Annotated in this window: 13 protein-coding genes and 2 pseudogenes; 5 read left to right on the top strand and 10 right to left on the bottom strand. The window is 71.4% G+C overall.

What is annotated here, in order from left to right; translation table 11 throughout:
- Both ACFY1J_RS39975 and ACFY1J_RS39970 read right to left on the bottom strand, forming a co-directional pair.
- Positions 1–179 (bottom strand): annotated as a pseudogene (locus ACFY1J_RS39975) (methylmalonyl-CoA carboxyltransferase); the annotation flags it as partial.
- Positions 180–333: 154 nt separating this feature from the next.
- Positions 334–2649, bottom strand: a complete 2316-nt coding sequence (locus ACFY1J_RS39970; protein WP_390732944.1) for a polysaccharide lyase 8 family protein — start codon at positions 2647–2649, stop codon at positions 334–336.
- 172 nt (positions 2650–2821) lie between these two features.
- Between ACFY1J_RS39970 and ACFY1J_RS39965 the strand changes: the two genes are divergently transcribed.
- Positions 2822–3439, top strand: a complete 618-nt coding sequence (locus ACFY1J_RS39965; protein ID WP_390711919.1) for a YceI family protein — start codon at positions 2822–2824, stop codon at positions 3437–3439.
- A gap of 67 nt (positions 3440–3506) precedes the next feature.
- Here ACFY1J_RS39965 and ACFY1J_RS39960 read toward each other — a convergent pair whose 3' ends face one another.
- Positions 3507–4103: a YdeI family protein gene (locus ACFY1J_RS39960; RefSeq protein ID WP_390711920.1), complete on the bottom strand. Its 597-nt coding sequence runs from the start codon at positions 4101–4103 to the stop codon at positions 3507–3509.
- A 37-nt stretch (positions 4104–4140) separates the two neighbouring features.
- Between ACFY1J_RS39960 and ACFY1J_RS39955 the strand changes: the two are divergent.
- Positions 4141–4620, top strand: a pseudogene (locus ACFY1J_RS39955) (LuxR C-terminal-related transcriptional regulator); the annotation flags it as partial.
- Here the strand turns inward: ACFY1J_RS39955 and ACFY1J_RS39950 are convergent.
- Positions 4577–5644 (bottom strand): FUSC family protein, encoded by a 1068-nt coding sequence (locus ACFY1J_RS39950; RefSeq protein WP_390732942.1) that lies wholly within the window; start codon positions 5642–5644, stop codon positions 4577–4579. The pseudogene ACFY1J_RS39955 and the gene ACFY1J_RS39950 sit on opposite strands and share 44 nt — an antisense overlap.
- A 62-nt stretch (positions 5645–5706) precedes the next feature.
- On the opposite strand from ACFY1J_RS39950, the gene ACFY1J_RS39945 reads away from it, so the two are divergent.
- Positions 5707–6141 carry a MarR family winged helix-turn-helix transcriptional regulator gene (locus ACFY1J_RS39945; RefSeq protein ID WP_390732941.1) on the top strand — a complete coding sequence of 145 codons (435 nt, stop codon included), beginning with the start codon at positions 5707–5709 and terminating at the stop codon, positions 6139–6141.
- A gap of 29 nt (positions 6142–6170) precedes the next feature.
- Here the strand turns inward: ACFY1J_RS39945 and ACFY1J_RS39940 are convergent, their stop codons facing one another.
- On the bottom strand, positions 6171–7514 hold the full coding sequence (locus tag ACFY1J_RS39940; protein ID WP_390732940.1) for a hypothetical protein: 1344 nt from the start codon (positions 7512–7514) through the stop codon (positions 6171–6173).
- Positions 7515–7619: 105 nt separating this feature from the next.
- Entirely contained in the window at positions 7620–10634 is a 3015-nt protein-coding gene (locus ACFY1J_RS39935) for a glycoside hydrolase family 3 N-terminal domain-containing protein (RefSeq protein ID WP_390711924.1), read from the bottom strand.
- Positions 10635–10792: 158 nt separating this feature from the next.
- On the opposite strand from ACFY1J_RS39935, the gene ACFY1J_RS39930 reads away from it, so the two are divergent.
- On the top strand, positions 10793–12658 hold the full coding sequence (locus ACFY1J_RS39930) for a lectin (RefSeq protein WP_390711925.1): 1866 nt from the start codon (positions 10793–10795) through the stop codon (positions 12656–12658).
- Positions 12659–12694: 36 nt separating this feature from the next.
- On the top strand, positions 12695–13183 hold the full coding sequence (locus ACFY1J_RS39925) for a hypothetical protein (protein ID WP_390711926.1): 489 nt from the start codon (positions 12695–12697) through the stop codon (positions 13181–13183).
- 7 nt (positions 13184–13190) lie between these two features.
- On the opposite strand, the gene cimA is transcribed toward ACFY1J_RS39925, so the two are convergent.
- The 4 genes from cimA to ACFY1J_RS39905 form a co-directional block, all read right to left on the bottom strand.
- Entirely contained in the window at positions 13191–14795 is a 1605-nt protein-coding gene (gene cimA, locus ACFY1J_RS39920; RefSeq protein WP_390711927.1) for a citramalate synthase, read from the bottom strand.
- Positions 14796–15134: 339 nt separating this feature from the next.
- Complete coding sequence (locus ACFY1J_RS39915) at positions 15135–15758, bottom strand: TetR/AcrR family transcriptional regulator (RefSeq protein ID WP_390711928.1); 624 nt, start codon at positions 15756–15758, stop codon at positions 15135–15137.
- Positions 15755–16249 carry a hypothetical protein gene (locus tag ACFY1J_RS39910; RefSeq protein ID WP_390711929.1) on the bottom strand — a complete coding sequence of 165 codons (495 nt, stop codon included), beginning with the start codon at positions 16247–16249 and terminating at the stop codon, positions 15755–15757. The genes ACFY1J_RS39915 and ACFY1J_RS39910 overlap by 4 nt, the downstream gene beginning before the upstream one ends.
- A 26-nt stretch (positions 16250–16275) precedes the next feature.
- Positions 16276–17349: an agmatine/peptidylarginine deiminase gene (locus ACFY1J_RS39905; RefSeq protein ID WP_390732939.1), complete on the bottom strand. Its 1074-nt coding sequence runs from the start codon at positions 17347–17349 to the stop codon at positions 16276–16278.
- Positions 17350–17357 lie beyond the last annotated feature (8 nt).

Here is a 17357-nt window from a genome sequence, read left to right as displayed (position 1 = left end):
AGGAGCAGCTCGATCCGCTCCCGCGCCGTCAGCTTGCCCTTGGCGTGCTGCGCCTCGGTCGCCTTCTCGCTGGGGCCCGCCAGCGCCTGCGCACGAATCTCGTGCAGCTCGGCGACCCGCCCGCGCGCGTCCGTCGGCTCGCCGGTCGGCTCGCCCGTCTTCTCTTCCACAACGGTCATGTAGCGACCTTACGAAGTACAGCAAGGAAAGCGAGCCGTCGACTCCGTACAGTCTCCGGCCCGTTTTCCTGGTACCCCTGAACAGAACCTCGACGACATGCAGGCCTTCCGACTGCTCAGAGGGCGTCGGCGTTGTGGAGGTGCCACAAAGCCGTCACCGGAGAGCCACCTCACATTCTTGTGTGGCACATGCCATCCCCGGAGTGACGCGGAGCCTCAAACGGCCGCCTGCCGACAGTACCTCGACCGTGTCGTCCGCCCGGACCACCGAGCGCACGGGACGGTCCCAGACGATCTCCAGCGGCGCGCCCGTGCGCGGCGGCTCGCTGACGCAGAGGGTAGCCGTACGGCCGTGCCGCCGGACCAGCACGCTCGCTCCCCCGGATGCCCCCAGGGGCCCTGCCGTACCGGCCTGCCAGAAGTTGGCCGCAGTCAGGCCGAGGGACGGGACCGCGACCGCCTGCGCCCGGGCGTCGTTGGCGAGGACGGACAGCCAGTGGCGGTCGGCCGCGCGGGCGGCGACGGCGTGGCGGGAGGCGCCGGGGAGGAGGACGTAGGCGTAGCCGGCGTCGGTGGGGTCGGTTCCGTGGTCGAGCCACAGCGTCTGCCAGAGCCGGGTGCGCCGCTCCGCCGTGCTCGTGGTGTTGATGTCCGACCAGGCACCGGTGCGGTCCTCGCGCAGGGCCCGCAGGTCACCGCCGTACGGCAGGACCCAGCCACCGTGCCCCTCCAGGTGGGCCCAGCACCGGCCGCGTACGAAGGCCTGGGTGCCGCCCTCCCCCAGGTTGCGGTTGTCCACGACCGTCTCGACGGCCACCCCGTCGGCACAGGTGATCCCGGCGCCGAGGCAGATCACGGCGTCCGCGAGGCAGAACCACGACTTGCGGGCCTCCAGCGTGGAGCCGAGGCCCTTCAGATGCTGCCCGACCGCCGCGTACTCCCCGTCCGTGGTGCCGCCGACCCACCGCACGTCCGGCTTGGGCGCGCCCCACTCGCCGCCGGCCCGGTCGGCGAGGCGTCGGGTGGAGACGGTGGTGCCCGGCAGCCGGTACCAGTCCACCGTGGGCCAGAACCAGTCGGTGTACTGATCGCTCGGGCCCTCGGCCCACCACTGGAGCATTCCGGCGCCGGTGTGCCAGCCGCGCGGGTTCTCGCCGTTGCCGCACTCGTAGTGGGCGATCCGGTCGCTGCTCATGGAGAGGGCGGCGACGAATCCGGGGCGGCGGTGCACGGCGCGGTCCATGGCGGCGAAGAGGTGATGGCCGACGGGCTCGGGGGCGGCCGGTACGGGTGAGTCGGCGACGGCGTGCAGCCGGGCGAGGTCGGCGACAGCGAACTGACGACCGGTCAGGATGGGTGTGACGTCGTCCCGTTGGATCCATCCCTTGATCCGGCCGTACCAGCGCTCCCGCTCCTCCTCGTCGACGCCGCCCGCGAGCAGCGTGACGGCCGCGACGAGCGCCTGCCCGTGGTAGTGGTCGCTGCGCATGACGTGCAGATCGTCGTCGGCCAGGTAACCGCGGCTGATGGCCCGGCCGTTGACGCCGTCCATCACCAACCCGTCGTGGATGAGCGGCGCGTAGGCCCGCTCGACGCTGTCCAGGACGTTCCGTCGGCCGGGGTCGGTGACCTCCCAAGCGGAGCCGGCCAGAAGCGCGAAGAGCCGGCCGAGCCCGTCGAGCATGACCTGTCCGTAGGTTCCGGAGTAGGCGACCCAGGTGTGCTGGACGAACGAGCCGTCGGCGTACAGCCCGTCCCCCTTGGTCACGTACGGGAAGACGGGCGACAGGGCGTCCCGGGCGAGCGCGATGCGGTCGCCGGCCCGGCCGAGGACGCCGCGCAGGGCGACGGAGCGGCACAGGTCGACGCGGTTGGCGCCGGTGGAGGTGCCGGAGTAGTCCGTGAGCGCGCTGTCCGGGATGAAGTGGTCGACGGCCGCGCAGGCCGCGGTGGTGCGGGCGTCGCCGAGGTGGTCGTACAGGGCGGCCGTGATGTCCATGAGCAGGCGGGGGCTGCCGATCTGCCATTCCCACCAGTTGCCGTAGCGGGTGGTGGCGGGGTTGTAGACCGTGGCGGAGAGGTGGTCGAGGCCGCGCAGGACGTCCGTGAGGAGGCCCTCGTCGTCCGTCGAGCCGGTGCCGGCCTGGGCGTAGGCCTGGGTCATCGTCCACAGGCGGCTGTAGCTCCGGGTGATGCCGGCGGGCGGGTCGAAGGGGTGTCCCGGCCACAGGGAGGTGGCCGTCGGGGTCATGGTGGCGCGTAAGGCACGGGCCAGTTCGCCGGTCTGGGCCAGACGGGAGGCGTAGGGCTCCGCGGCGGGGTCGTAGCCGGCACCGAGGGCGATGTCGAGCCAGCGGTGGCGGAGGACCGCGTAGGGGTCGGCGCCGGTGGCGCGGGCGGTCGGAGTGCCCGGGGCCAGGGCACTCGCGAGCAGGGCGGCGGTGAGGAAGGCGCGGCGCGTGGAGGTCATGCCCTTGGCGTCTACCACCACACCCTTCACCCGGTCACCACGTGACGCACCGTATTGGCGGAAACACGCCGTTGGACTATGTTGAACATTGAACGGAATAGGTCTACGGTCGTCCGTGTTGACCTCATTGAACATTCAACATCAAGACCTCCGTCCCCAAAGGAGCAACGTCATGGGCATCTTCGGCCGCAAGAACACCTCCGAGTCCGCCGCCGCCCCCGCCGCCGCGCCGGCCGCCGTGAACCCGGACCTGGCCGCGCTCACCGGCGAGTACACGATCGACCCGGCCCACACCACGATCGGCTTCGTGGCCCGCCACGCCATGGTCACCAACGTCAAGGGCGGCTTCCTCGATTTCTCGGGCTCGCTGCACCTGGACGGTTCCGACCCGGCGAAGTCCACCGCGTCCCTCGACGTCAAGATGGACAGCATCGACACGGGCAACGCCGACCGGGACGGCCACCTGAAGTCGTCGGACTTCTTCAAGACGGACGAGTTCCCGACGATGACCTTCCGCTCCACCAAGGCGGAGGCCCTGGGCGGCGACGACTACCGCGTCACCGGCGACCTCTCGATCCTCGGTGTCACCAAGCCGCTCTCCATCGACCTGGAGTTCAACGGCTCCGCGAAGGACCCCTTCGGCAACGAGCGCGTCGGCTTCGAGGGCAAGACGGAGATCCTGCGCTCGGAGTGGGGCCTCACCTGGAACGCCGCGCTGGAGACCGGTGGCGTCCTCGTCTCCGACAAGATCAAGCTGAACTTCGACATCTCGGCGATCAAGAACGCGTGAGCCTCCGGCACCGGGCGGCCTGAAACGGCGGCCCCCGACCACTCACGCCCGTGAGCGCGCCCGCCCTTCACTCCCCCGTGTCGAAGGGCGGGCGCTCGCGCACCCGCAACTTCACGACAGCGGCCGCCACCTGGACGGCCTGGCTCTCCGGGGTCCGGGCGCGCAGCACGCCGAGCATGGTGAGGTACCGATCGGTCCTGCCGAGCGCTTCGAACGCAGCCCGCGCGCGGTGGTCGTCCTGAAGCGCGGCAACAAGTTCCTCGGGTACGGCGGCTCCCTTCTGCGACTCGTACGCCGCGCCCCACCGCCCGTCCGCCTTGGCGGCTTCGACCTCGGCGATGCCGCTCGGCCGCATCCGCCCCTCCTCAGTCAGTTCCTCCACCCGCCGTACGTTCACCATCGACCAGAGGCTGCCCGACCGACGCGGAGTGATCTTCTGCAGGTAGCACGAGGCGTCGAGCCCCTTGCGCTGCCCCGTGATCCACCCGTGGCAGAGGGCGACGTCGTTGACCTCGGCGGCGGTGACGGAGGCGAGGCCGGAGCCCTTCTTGCCGACCTTGATCCACAGGCCGGGATGGGGAGCGGGGTGAACCTCCAGCCAGGCGTCCAGGTCGACCGCGGTCTCGAAGGCGAAGGGGTGAGAGGCGCTGGGAGCAGGGGTCATGAGGCCAGCGTAGGCAGGCACTAGGACAAAAACTGTCCTAGTGGGTATCCGGGCGACCGCCGCGCTGTCCGGCCCGGACGCGCCGCGGGTGCTGATCCTGACCACCTTCGACCTCGACGAGCACGTGTACGACGCGCTCGCGGCGGGGGCCGGCGGGTTCCTGCTGAAGGACGTGACGGCGGAGCGGCTGTTCGACGCGGTGCGGGTCGTGGCCGCCGGGGAGGCGCTGCTCGCGCCCGCGATCACACGGCGGCTGATCGCCGAGTTCGCCCGGCTGCGCCCGAGGGCACCCGCACCGGACGCGGCCCTCTCCCTGCTCACCCGGCGCGAGACGGAGGTACTGCGGCTGCTCGCGGAGGGGCTGTCCAACCCGGAGGTGGCTCAGCGGCTGCGCGTCGGGGAGGAGACGGTGAAGACGCATGTCAGCCGGGTCCTGTCCAAGCTGGGGCTGCGGGACCGCACGCAGGCGGTGGTCATGGCGTACGAGTCGGGACTGGTCGTGCCGCGATCGTCGTAAGGCGCTTCGGGACCGGCAGCAGCCACCAGGCCACGGCGACGGACAGGGCGGCGCCGACGGCGATCGCGGCCAGGCGGTTGGGCAGCAGGCTGCTCGCGTCCTGGCCGAAGTAGCCGAGCAGGAGGGACAGGGCGGTGGTCATGCCGGCGGCCCAGTAGGCGTAGTTGAGGGGCCGCAGCCACAGGGCCACGGCCAGGACCGCGAACATGACGGCCACCGCGGTGTGCCCGGTGATTCCCAGCGCCGCCACGCCGGTGGCCAGCAGCGTGCCCGCGCAGGCTCCGGCGAAGCGCTCGACTCCCTTGCGCAGTACGTCGGTTCGGCCGCGGTTGCCGCTCCCGACGACGAACGCGGTGAGCACCGCCCACGGCCAGTGGTGGTCGAAGAGGAGCCGGCCGAGGGCGAAGGCGGCCGCGACGGCCACCGCCATCTGCACGGCCATCCGGGTGCTGGGGCGGGGGCGGAGCCGGGACGGGCGCCGTGGGGCGGGAGCGGTTGCGGGTTCGGCGGGCCAGGGGCCGTACCGGTCGGCGAGTGCCTGCACCAGCCAGACGCAGCCGCAGGCCAGCACCCCGATCAGCGCCGACCAGGCCCAGCTCACCAGCGCGCCCTGCGCCTCGGACGGCAGTGCCGGGCCGGGGACGACGAGGAGAGCGACGAACGGCAGGGTCATCAGCGTGCCCGCCCTGGTGGCGACGGGGCCGTGGCGGCGGATCCAGATGGGCAGCGAGATCCCGGCGGTGAAGACGGCGGCGCCCACCGCGTAGTGCGCGGCGATCAGATGGCCGACCAGCGCGCAGACCGCGGCGACGGCGGGGAGCAGGACGAGGGCGGTGAGCCGTTCGCGGGTGTCGGCCGTCCGCCCGCTTCTGGCGAGGGTGAGGGTCAGGGCGACCGCGAGGACGACGGAGTCCGTGTGCAGTCCGGCGGCGCCCTCCAGGCGGAGGGCGGCGGCCCAGCAGAGCAGCACGGCCGTCATCGTCAGCGCCGCTTCGTACGCGTTGCGTATTAGTTTGGCGGTCACTCACTCGATGGTACGAGGAAGTCCGCCGCACAAGTAGTAAGGGTTGGCTTATGATTCCGGTCATGGACGACCTCTCCGAAGCCGCCCGCATCCGACGCGGTGTCGTACGGCTGAACCGTCGGCTGCGTCAGGAGCGCGGGGACGGGAGCCTCAGCCCCAATCAGCTCGCCGTCCTCGGGCATCTGCACCGGCACGGCTCGGCGACCCCCGGAGAGATCGCGGCGGCCGAGCGGCAGCGGCCCCAGTCGCTCACCCGGGTCTTCGCGGAACTGGAGACGGAGGGGCTGATCGCACGGGAGCCGGGCACGGAGGACCGGCGCCGGTCGGTGCTGACGCTCACGGCTCAGGGGCGGCGGGCGCTGGAGCGGGACATGGCCGACCGCGACGCCTGGCTGGCCACCGCGCTCGGGTCCCTCGGCGAGACCGAGCGGGGCGTGCTGGCCCTGGCGGGCGCACTACTGGAGCGGCTGGCCGACCTGCCCGGACCGGAGGCCTGAGGGGCCGGACCGGTGAGCGCATCGGCTCTCTAACCCCCGCCGAAGTCCCCGCCACCCCCGCCGAAGTCCCCGCCCCCGCCGTCCCCGAACCCGCCCCCGAAGTCACCGGGGTCGAAGTCCGCGCCGGAGACGTCGCCGCCCTCGTAGCCGCCGCCGAAGTCGCCGTAGCCGGTGCCGTAGTCGGCCGCGTAGGACGGGGTGGCCATCGCGCTGCCGAGCAGGGTGCCGACGAGCAGTCCCGGCAGGATGCCGCCGCCGAAGTAGCCGCCCGCCCAGGGGCCGTAGGCCGGGCCCGCGTCCCAGTAGGGGCGGCGGCCGTAGTCGGTGTCGACCTCGCGGACGACCGGGTCGCGGCCGTCGGCCAGCCGCGTCCGATCCGCCGCGCAGACCGGCACCTCGCGGAACGAGCCTCCGGGAGGTGTCCAGATCGCGTCGGCGACCGAGGGGCCGTGGCGCGGGTCGAAGAAGCAGGGCGGGCGGCGCTCGGGCAGCGGGCGGCCCTCGCGGCGGGCGGCCAGCTGGGCGAGGGAGAACCGGCCGTCCTCCAGGGCCTGGGTGACGGCCCGGACGTCCTCCGGTCTGCGGGCCTCCGCCATGGACTGCTTCGCCTGTTCGTAGGCGTCCAGCGCGCGCTCGTAGTCCGCGCGCATCGCGTCGTCGGCGCCCACCTCCGCCGGGTGGAAGTCCAGCCGGTCCAGCTCCTCGCCGAAGGCGGTGATGTCCTCGTCGACCACCACCCGCAGCCGCTCCAGAGCGGCCCGCTGTTCCTCGTCATGGCGCCGGCGGCCGCGCCGGACCAGCGCGTACGCGCCCGCGCCGGCCACCACCACCACGGCGCCGACCGTGATCAGCGCCGTGCCGGAGACGCCCTGGCCGCTTCTGGAGGAGCCCCAGGATGCGGGGGCCCTGCCGCCCATGTTGGCCAGGGCCCGGTTCGTGAAGTCGGTCAGCTGGGTCCTGGCGGGCTCGCCCTGGACGCTGGTGACCAGGTTCCGCACGGCCGTTCGCGGCAGGACCGCGGAGTCGGCGCGGGCGTCGAAGCCGTTGCCGAGGCGGACGGCGTACAGGCCGGTGATGCCGGTGGCGGTGCGCAGGTCGGTGAAGAGGTTCCGGGTGGGGTAGCCGGCCGGCAGGACCGCGATGAAGAGCGGCTTGTCGGCGTCCCTGATCTGCTTGTCGAGTGCTCGCACGTCCACGGGCGACAGCTGTCCGGAGGCGGCCGGGTCGATGTACACGGGGTTCTTGCGCAGGGCCTCGGCGATCGTCGAGACATTGGTGGCCGCCGAGGCACCCGGCGCGAGCACGGTGAGAAGGGCAAGCGCCAGGGCCAGCAGCAGCCCGGCCGGGCCTCGGGTCCGTACGACGGCCTTCATGTCTCGAAGCTACCCGAACCAACAGAAATTGGTCAGATATCCCGGGAATGGTCATATATGCAGCTGGGAGGCGCCCACCGTCGAATGGCGCCTCCCAGCTGCGGCTCAGGCCGCCCGATAGGCCGCCGTCAGCGCCCGCACCGCCTCTCCGTAGCGTCCGGTCAGCAGCAGATGGTCCGCGTCGGCGAAGGGCTTCGCCACCGCCGCGGTGATCCGCTGCCCGATCTTGTTCTGCACGATCAGCCGCGCCTTGGCGACCAGCGCGCGCCCTGTGCCGTCCGCGCCCTTCTTCTCGGCCATCGTGGCCGCGGCCCCGAGCGCCCGCAGCGCCTTCGCGCCGCCCCGCGGAACCTCGGTCAGGGTCGTGAGCCCCCAGCCGTAGGGGAACTGCGGGTCGTACGACGAGTCGCCGACGTTGATCGGCAGCTGGGCCTCGGTCCTGGGCCAGGTCACCGGGAGCTGCCCGGTGAAGGGCCGCCTGCCGTACAGCACGTCGGCCACGCCGTCACCCTCCGTGCCCGGCAGCCAGGAGGCGACCAGCGCGTCGATCTCGCCGAGCCGGTCGCCGATCAGCTGCGGCCGCCCGGAGACGATCAGCACGGCGCACTTCATGGCCGCGCACACCTTGTCCACGGCGGCCTTGTCGGCGGCGGACAGCTGCAGGTCGTGTCCGTTGCCGACGTCTCCGACGCCCTCGGCGTACGGGGTCTCGCCGACGACGACCACGCCGACGTCATGGCCGGAGGTGGGCGCCGAGGCGTCCTTGGAGTAGGTGACGGACCCGCCGGCGTTGCGCAGGCCTTGCAGGACGGTCGTGCCCTTGGTGATGTTCCCGGAGGAGCCCTGCCAGGTGAGCGTCCAGCCGCCGGTCTGGTTGCCGATGTCGTCGGCGTTGGACCCGGCGACATAGACCTTCTGCGACTTCTTCAGGGGCAGTACGCCGCCGTCGTTCTTCAGCAGCACCTGGGACTCGGCGGCTGCCTGACGCGCGACCGCCCGGTGCTCCGGCGAGCCGATCCGCGCGGCGCCGCTGGTGTCGGCGTACGGGTGCTCGAAGAGGCCGAGACGGAACTTCTGGGTGAGGATGCGGGAGACAGCGTCGTCCATGCGCTTCTCGCTGATCCGGCCGGCTTGCACCTCATCCATGAGCTTCGCGCTGAACTCCTTGTAGGAGTACGGCACCATCATCATGTCGACGCCCGCGTTCACGGCCGTGCGGACGTGCGACCCGTAGTCGCCGGGGAGCTGGTCGATGGCGTTCCAGTCGCTGATGACGAAGCCGTCGAAGCCCATCCGGCCCTTGAGCACACCGTTGATCATGTCGGCGCGGGCGTGCATCTTCACCGGTCCCTGCCCGTCGCCGAGGATGTCGAGCGAGGAGTACGAGGGCATGACCGTGCCGACGCCCCGGTCGACGGCGGTCTCGTAGGGCGCCAGGTGGACGGCCTCCAGCTGCTGCCGGGTGACCTTGGTGACGCCCTGGTCGATCGTGTACGACCCCGTGGTCGACGAGCCGAACTCGGTGCCGCCGTCGCCGGCGAAGTGCTTGGCGGTGGCGAGAACCTTGTCGTTGCGGCTCAGATCCTTGCCGTTCGCGCGCCCTTGGAGACCCTGGATGATCGTCTCCATGGACTCGACGAGCGCCGGGTCCTCGCCGAAGGACTCGTACGAGCGGCCCCAGCGTTCGTCACGGGTGACGCAGAGGCAGGGCGCGAAGTCCCAGGGGATGCCGGTGGCGCGCACCTCGGCCGCCGTCACCGAGCCCGCCTGCTGGGCGAGTCGGGGATCCCGCGTCGCGCCGATGCCGATGTTGTGCGGCATGATCGTGGCGCCGGCCAGGTTGTTGTGGCCGTGAACCGCGTCGACGCCGTAGATCAGCGGAATCTGGAAGCGGGTCGCCTGTGTCCTCAGCTGGAAGGCGTCGATCATCTTCGCCCAGGCCTCGGGGGTGTTGGGCGTGGGGGTGGAGCCGCCGCCGGAGAGCAGGGAGCCGAGTTCGTACGTGGCGATGTCGCCGCCGTTCGCCACGGCACCGCGCTCGGCCTGGGTCATCTGGCCGGCCTTCTCCGCCAGTGACATGCGGGAGAGAAGATCGGCGACGCGCTTCTTCACCGGCAACTTGGCGTTCAGATACGGCAGTCCGTGCGCGTCGACGACGATCTGCGGTGTCTCGGCCGGGGGTTTGGCGCCGGTCACCGTGAGCTTGAGGGGGATCGCCTCGGCGGACTCGGCCGCCTTGTCCTTGAGGGTGGGGACCCGGATGGTCTGCGCGGAGCCGGAGGCCGTGCCCGCCGCGAAGGTGAGCGTGCCGGAGACCGGGGTGTAGTCCTTGCCGGGGTCGGCGCTCCCGGTGGCAGCCGTCTCGTACGCGACGGTCACGGGCTCGTCGAGCGGGGCGGAGCCGGTGGTGGCGACGGTGACCCTGACGGTGGCCGTGTCGCCCTCGCGGACCGGGTAGACGGCGGAGTCGGTGGTGACGGAGGCGCGCAGGGACTGGTCGGCCTTGCCGTACAACTCGACGTCGTCCATGGCGAATTGCCCGTGCACGCCGACGGGCAGTGTGACGGCGTACCCCCACATCTGCGTCAGTCCGAGGATGTGGTCGATGCCGCCGACGGGCTGGTAGTCCGTGCGGTAGACGAAGTCGGTGAAGGGGATCTCGATCTGTTTCCAGCCGCTGAAGTCGTCGGTGAAGGAGGTGGTCCAGAGTTCGGAGGCCTCGCCGCCCGCGCCGCCGTCCTTGATCTCGAAGGCGATCTTCTTCCCGTTGTCCTGGCCGTCCCACCAGAAGCGGATGCCCTTGTGGGCGGACCAGTCGTGGGCCGGCTGGTTCGCGGCGAAGTCGTGGGTGAAGCCGCCGTAGCCGCTGATGTCGTACGTACCGGAGAGGACCTTGGCGCCCTCGGGGGCGTCGGTGCGGTCGGCGAGGGTGAGTGCGGGCGGGTCGTCGCTGTCGCCGCCCCAGGTGAAGATGCCCTCGGCGGGCTGGGAGGCGAAGGGGACCTCGCCCTCGAAGCGGTCGACGGGGACGGGCGGGGGATCGTCGGCCGCGTGGGCCGACGCGAGCGGCAGGAGCGCGGTCAGCAGACCGGCTGAGGCGAGCAGGGCGGTTCTTCGCATGGACCTTCCCTCGGCTCTCGTGGTTCACTCATGACTTAGCTCACGTCATGAGTTAACTAGCGCCCCGGAAACCCGTCAAGACGTCACGTCAGCACGGATTCGGGTTCAAATCCCCTCTGCAACAGGCTTGTTGTCCCCCACGAGAAGGGCTGCGCAGCATGAGAGGAACCCCATCCGCGGTCCGGCTGCTCCTGGCCGGACTGCTCACCGCGGCGGGCTTCACCGCGGCCGTACCCCCCGCGCACGCGGCCGGCGAGCAGGTCACCGCCTGGCTGACCACCACCGACGACGACGCCGGACGCCATGTGGTCCGCGGGCTCCAGGCGCAGACGCCGTTCGCCTTCCAGTCCGGTGCCGGAGGCGGCGGCGAGAACATCACCGTCGACGAGAACACCCGCTACCAGACCTTCACCGGGGGCGGCGCGTCCTTCACGGACACCGCGGCCTGGCTGATGAACGGCAGCGGGGCGCTGTCGCAGTCGACCCGGGACGCGACCATGCGGAAGCTGTTCTCGCCGACGGACGGGATCGGGCTGTCGTTCCTGCGCAATCCGATGGGCGCCTCGGACCTGGCGCGGTACGGGTACACGTACGACGACGTGCCGGCCGGGCAGAGCGACCCCTCCCTGGCGAAGTTCTCGATCGCGCACGACCTCGCGGACGTCGTCCCGCTGACGAAGCAGGCGCTCCAGCTGAACCCGTCCCTGACGGTGATGGCCTCACCCTGGACGGCACCGGCCTGGATGAAGGACAGCGGCTCGCTCAACGGGGGCTGGCTGAAGGCGGAGGACTACGGGGCGTACGCCGCGTACTTCGTCAAGTACCTCCAGGCGTACCGGGACCAGGGCGTCGACGTCTCGTACGTGACCCCGCAGAACGAGCCGACCTGCTGTTCCGGCTACCCGTCGATGAGCTGGAACGCGAGCGGCCTGGCGTACTTCATGAAGAGCGAGCTGCTGCCGAAGCTCCAGTCGGCGGGGCTGAAGACGAAGGTGCTGGCGCACGACTGGAACTGGGACGTCTACGACTCCTACGCCGCCCAGTCGGTCGACGACCCGGCGATCCGCAACCACCCGAACTTCGGCGGGATCGCCTGGCACGGCTACGGCGGTGACGTCGGCAAGCAGACGTCCGTCCACAACCAGTACCCCTCGCTGGACGCCTTCGGCACCGAGCACTCGGGCGGCACCTGGATCGCCAACCAGCAGCGCGAGGACATGCTCAACATCGTGGACTACACCCGGAACTGGGCGAAGTCGGTGACGAAGTGGTCGCTGGCCGTGGACCAGAACAAGGGCCCGCACAACGGGGGTTGCGGCACCTGCACCGGACTGATCACCGTGCACAACGGGGACGGGCAGAGCGGGACGGTCGACTACACGGTCGAGTACTACACGATGGGCCACCTGACCAAGTTCGTACGGCCGGGCGCCCAGCGGATCGCGTCCACGGCCTCGTCGTCCGTGCCGAACGTGGCCTGGCGCAACCCGGACGGCTCGAAGGCGCTGATCGCCTACAACGACGCGTCCGCCACGAAGACGGTCACGATCAACTGGGGTTCGCAGCACGCGACTTACTCGCTGCCCGGCAAGACGTCGGCCACCTTCACCTGGTCGGGCACGCAGTCGGGCGGGGGCGACCGGTCGGGAGCGTTCGTCGGGCTCGCCGGCAAGTGCCTGGACGTGGCGGGCGCGTCGAGCGCCAACGGTACGGCGGTGCAGCTCTACGACTGCAACGGCACCGCGGCACAGCAGTGGACCGTGGCGGCCGACGGTACGGTCAGGGCACTCGGCAAGTGCCTCGACGTGACGTCGGGTTCGACCGCCGACGGGGCGAAGGTGCAGTTGTACGACTGCAACGGGACCGGTGCACAACGGTGGTCGTACAACTCCTCCACCGGTGATGTCGTGAATACGGCGGCGAACAAGTGCCTCGACGTGACGGACAACTCGTCGGCGAACGGGTCGCGGGCACAGATCTGGTCGTGCACCGGCGCCGCCAACCAGAAGTGGCGGTTGCAGTAGGACGGGCCGTGTCCCGTCCGTGAGGGGGGACGGGACATGAGACGTGCCGGTGCGGCAGCGGTGGGCATCGTCGCCGGGGCGCTGCTGCTCAGCGGGTGTGCCGCCGTCGATCTGCCGCTCGCCGGGGTTCGGATGGGGGCGGACGGGGTGCCGTACGCACTGATCCGGCCCTGCGGGAGCGACAGCTACCGGACGCCGTCGCTCGACGGGTGGGCGAAGGGGGCCGAGGACGGGCCCGCCACCACCGGGTGGGACGTGCGCAAGGAGAAGCTGAGCGGCAACGCCCGGTTCCCGTTGTTCTCGCCGCCGCACGCCTGGCGGGCCCGGCACCGGGGGCCGCAGCGGCTGCTGCCGGAGCACCGGTACTCGCTGGCCTTCGGCCACTACGTCACCGGCGACTCCTACAACGGGGTCGTCGAGTTCACCACCGCCCAGATCGCCCGGCTGAAGCCCGGCCAGGTCTGGGCCGACGGCCGGGCGATGAGCCCCGGCGAGTTCGAGAAGCTCGCCGAGGACTCCTGCTGAGCGCCGGTTACTGGGCGGGCTCCACACCGGCCCGCAGCAGGCCGTAGGTGTAGGCGTCCTCCAGGGCCTGCCAGGAGGCGGCGATGACGTTCTCCGCGACGCCCACCGTGGACCACTCGCCCGTGCCGTCGGAGGTGGAGATCAGCACCCGGGTGGTGGACTGGGTGCCGTGCACGCCCTCCAGGATGCGGACCTTGTAGTCGACGAGGTCGAGCTTGGCCAGCTGGGGGTAGATCTTCTCCAGGGCGACGCGCAGGGCCCGGTCCAGGGCGTTGACCGGGCCGTTGCCCTCCGCGGTGGCGACGATGCGCTCGCTCTTGGCCCAGAGCTTGACCGTGGCCTCGTTGGCGTGGGTGCCGTCGGGGCGGTCCTCGACGATGGCGCGCCAGGACTCGACCTCGAAGTACTTGAAGGGCTTGCCCTCGACCTCCTCGCGCAGCAACAGCTCGAAGCTCGCGTCCGCCGCCTCGTACGTGTAGCCCTGGAGCTCGCGCTCCTTCACGCGCTCGACCACCCGGCCGACCAGTTCGCGGTCGCCGCCCAGGTCGACGCCCAGTTCCTTGCCCTTGAGCTCGACCGAGGCGCGGCCCGCCATGTCGGAGACCAGCATCCGCATGGTGTTGCCGACCTGTTCGGGGTCGATGTGCTGATACAGGTCCGGGTCGACCTTGATCGCGGAGGCGTGCAGGCCCGCCTTGTGGGCGAAGGCGGAGACACCCACGTACGGCTGATGGGTGGAGGGAGTGAGGTTGACGACCTCGGCGATGGCGTGCGAGATACGCGTCATCTCACGGAGCCGGCCCTCCGGCAGGACCTTCTTGCCGTACTTCAGCTCCAGCGCCGCCACGACCGGGAAGAGGTTGGCGTTGCCGACGCGCTCGCCGTAGCCGTTCGCCGTGCACTGCACATGGGTCGCGCCCGCGTCCACCGCCGCGAGGGTGTTGGCCACCGCGCAGCCGGTGTCGTCCTGGGCGTGGATGCCGAGCCGGGCGCCGGTGTCCGCGAGGACCGTCGAGACCACGGCCTGGACCTGGGCCGGCAGCATGCCGCCGTTGGTGTCGCAGAGGATGACCACGTCCGCGCCGGCCTCCGAGGCCGCCCGGACGACCGCCTTCGCGTACTCCGGGTTCGCCCGGTAGCCGTCGAAGAAGTGTTCGCAGTCGACGAAGACACGGCGGCCCTGCGCGCGCAGGTGGGACACGGTGTCCCGGACCATCTCCAGGTTCTCGTCGAGCGTGGTGCGCAGCGCCAGCTCCACATGCCGGTCGTGCGACTTGGCGACCAGGGTGATCACCGGGGCGCCGGACTCCAGCAGCGCCTTGACCTGCGGGTCGTCCGCAGCCTTCGCGCCCGCCCGGCGGGTGGCGCCGAAGGCGACCAGCTGGGCGTTCTTGAAGTCGATCTCCTGTTGGGCGCGGGCGAAGAACTCGGTGTCCCGCGGGTTGGCCCCGGGCCAGCCGCCCTCGATGAAGCCCACGCCGAAGTCGTCCAGGTGCCGTGCGATGGCGAGCTTGTCCGCGACGGTGAGGTTGATGCCCTCGCGCTGCGCGCCGTCGCGCAGCGTGGTGTCGAAGACGTGGAACGAATCGTCGAGCTCGCTGGTTGCGGTCATGGTCTCAAGGCTCCTGTGTTGAATCTCGGTCTTACCGGAATGACCGGCTCCACCGTCCCTCCATACTCCCTCGCGCTCCGCTCCCGGCTGAAGGTGGGCCAGGAAAACGAAAAAACCCCTCGCGGGTGCGAGAGGTCTGCGCGCGGGTCTAGGACGACGGTGGCCACCCGTACCTGGTCGTACGTGGTGGTCACTGCGGACCGGCGCGCCTGCTGCCAATAATCACGGCGAACGTGAGCACGGGGGCAGTCTGGCACAGCCCCGCCCCCGGCTCACGGGTTGTCTCAGGATGCGGTACGTACGAAGCGTCCCGCTCGTCTCTCATGTCCCGTTCGGGCGTCAGGCACCGGGGGTGAGCAGGGCATCCGCGATGAACTCGCGCACATGGGTCATGACCTGCTCCCGGTCCGTGCCGCGCAGCCCGACCGCGACATGGATGGAGAAGCCGTCGAGCAGGGCGCGCAGCCGGGCGGCGAAGCGGTCGGCGTCGACGGGGCGGAACTCGCCGCGCGAGATGCCCTCCGCGATCAGGGCGACCAGGTCGCGGTGCCAGGCGCCCTCGATGGCGGCCTGCCGGTCGCGGGCGGCAGCGTCGGCGGCAGCGCTCTGCGAGCGGTTCCAGACCTCCAGCCACAGGGTCCAGTGCGGGTCGCGGTGGCCGTCGGGGACGTACAGGTCCACATAGGCGTCCAGGCGCTCGCGGGCCGGGGCCCCGCGCATGAGCAGCCGGCCGCGCTCGGCGCCCAGTCTGCCCTCGCTCCACTCCAGGGTCTGGAGCAGGAGTTCGTCCTTGGAGCGGAAGTAGTACAGCAGATGGCCGCTGCTCATGCCGACCGCACGCCCCAGCGCCGCCATGGTGAGCTTCTCCAGACCGCGCTCGGCGATCATGTCCATGGCGGCGGCAAGGACCTCCTCGCGCGGCGGCGCGGGGGTACGGCGACGGGGCGGCGGGGCGGTGCTCATGAGGGCACCACCCGGACGGCGTCGGGCAGGAAGTGGGTCTCGTACGGTCCGGAGCAGTCGGCGAACAGGGTCGCCACCTCCGCCCCGCACCCCGGGCACACGAAGTTCGGCCCCTGCCGCCCCATGGGGCCGCAGCACCCGAACTCCGGGCAGGCGTCGTTGGACGCCAGGAAGCCGCGGGTGTCCTCGGGGTGGACCACCCACGTGTCACGCGGCCCGGCCGACATCAGGAACCCCTGCCCGTCGGGGTCACCGACGCACACGCCGGGCACGGCGGCTCCGACCCACTCCGGGTCCGGATGCGGCACGAGGGGCGCCCCGGACGGCTCGGGGTCCACCGCGTACGTGCCCCGCGGCACGGTGGACGGCGCATGCCGCGAGCCGTCGGGGTTCTTCAGCCCGCTGTACTCCGGGCGTTCGGGCAGCTCGGACAGCAGGCGCAGCGGCTCGCTGAGACGGCGGCCGCAGGCCGCGCAGACCAGGACGTTCACCCGTATGTTCTACCCGACGACAGCCGTCACCGGGTCTTCGGCTGCTGTTGCGTGATGCAGTGGATGCCACCGCCACCGGCGAAGATCGTCCGGGCGTCCACGAGTGTCACCGTCCGCTCCGGGAAGAGACGGCGGAAGATGCCGGCGGCCTGCTCGTCGCGTGGGTCGTCGAAGGCGCAGAGCACGACGCCGCCGTTGCAGAGGTAGTGGTTGATGTAGGAGTAGTCGGCCCAGTGGCCGTCGGCCTCCAGGACGGTCGGGGCGGCCACCTCGACGACCTCCAGCCGGCGGCCGCGCGCGTCCGTCTGGGCGCGCAGGATGCCGATGGCCTCCTCGGTCACCTCGTGGTCGGGGTGCGCCGGGTCCGGCTGGTGGTGGGCGACCACGACGCCCGGGCCGGCGAACGCGGCGACGATGTCGACATGGCCGAGGGTGCCGAAGCCGCTGGGCGTCCCCCCACGCCGTTCAGGCAGTGGGGGAGGATAGTCGCCGGTGAGACCGCGGGGCAGCCAGATCGCCTTGCGGGTGCCCAGGTGGGCGTGGATCTCGGCCTCGACCTCCTCGCGCGACCGGCCCGGGTTGCGCTCGGGGCCGAGCTGGACCGTCTCCGTCAGCAGCACCGTCCCCTCGCCGTCGACATGGATCGCGCCGCCCTCGTTGACCAGCCGCGAGGCGTACGTCCGCGCCCCCGCGAGGTCGGAGACGAACGAGGCGATCTTCGCGTCGTGCTCCCAGCGGGCCCAGCTCTGGGCGCCCCAGCCGTTGAACGTCCAGTCCACGGCGGCGAGTCCACCGCTGGCGTTGGTCAGGAAGGTGGGTCCGATGTCGCGCATCCAGGCGTCGTCGAGGTCGCGCTCCACGGTGTCGACGTCCGGGCCGAGCAGGGTGCGGGCCTCGGCGGACTGTCCGGGGCCGCACACGACCGTCACCGGTTCGAAGCGGCGGACGGTGCGGGCGACCGACGCCCAGGCGGCGCGGGCGGCGGCGAGGTCGTCCGGGTCGTCGAAGGTGGGGTTGGGGCCCGGCCACGCCATCCAGGTGCGCTCGTGCGGGGTCCACTCGGCGGGCATGCGGAAGCCGTCGGCTGCGGGGGTGGTCATGGCGCGGG

Origin of the sequence: Streptomyces sp. NPDC001406 (genome assembly GCF_042895285.1) — a bacterium.
Lineage (GTDB): Bacteria > Actinomycetota > Actinomycetes > Streptomycetales > Streptomycetaceae > Streptomyces.
The sequence above is the reverse complement of the archived record's forward strand: the minus strand, read 5'-3'. Positions and strand labels throughout refer to the sequence as shown.

Excerpts from the sequence above, each read along its gene's own strand:
- ACFY1J_RS39970 (WP_390732944.1), bottom strand. The coding sequence starts at position 2,649 with ATGACCTCCACGCGCCGCGCCTTCCTCACCGCCGCCCTGCTCGCGAGT.
- ACFY1J_RS39965 (WP_390711919.1), top strand. The coding sequence starts at position 2,822 with ATGGGCATCTTCGGCCGCAAGAACACCTCCGAGTCCGCCGCCGCCCCC.
- ACFY1J_RS39960 (WP_390711920.1), bottom strand. The coding sequence starts at position 4,103 with ATGACCCCTGCTCCCAGCGCCTCTCACCCCTTCGCCTTCGAGACCGCG.
- ACFY1J_RS39945 (WP_390732941.1), top strand. The coding sequence starts at position 5,707 with ATGGACGACCTCTCCGAAGCCGCCCGCATCCGACGCGGTGTCGTACGG.
- ACFY1J_RS39940 (WP_390732940.1), bottom strand. The coding sequence starts at position 7,514 with ATGAAGGCCGTCGTACGGACCCGAGGCCCGGCCGGGCTGCTGCTGGCC.
- ACFY1J_RS39935 (WP_390711924.1), bottom strand. The coding sequence starts at position 10,634 with ATGCGAAGAACCGCCCTGCTCGCCTCAGCCGGTCTGCTGACCGCGCTC.
- ACFY1J_RS39930 (WP_390711925.1), top strand. The coding sequence starts at position 10,793 with ATGAGAGGAACCCCATCCGCGGTCCGGCTGCTCCTGGCCGGACTGCTC.
- ACFY1J_RS39925 (WP_390711926.1), top strand. The coding sequence starts at position 12,695 with ATGAGACGTGCCGGTGCGGCAGCGGTGGGCATCGTCGCCGGGGCGCTG.
- cimA (WP_390711927.1), bottom strand. The coding sequence starts at position 14,795 with ATGACCGCAACCAGCGAGCTCGACGATTCGTTCCACGTCTTCGACACC.
- ACFY1J_RS39915 (WP_390711928.1), bottom strand. The coding sequence starts at position 15,758 with ATGAGCACCGCCCCGCCGCCCCGTCGCCGTACCCCCGCGCCGCCGCGC.
- ACFY1J_RS39905 (WP_390732939.1), bottom strand. The coding sequence starts at position 17,349 with ATGACCACCCCCGCAGCCGACGGCTTCCGCATGCCCGCCGAGTGGACC.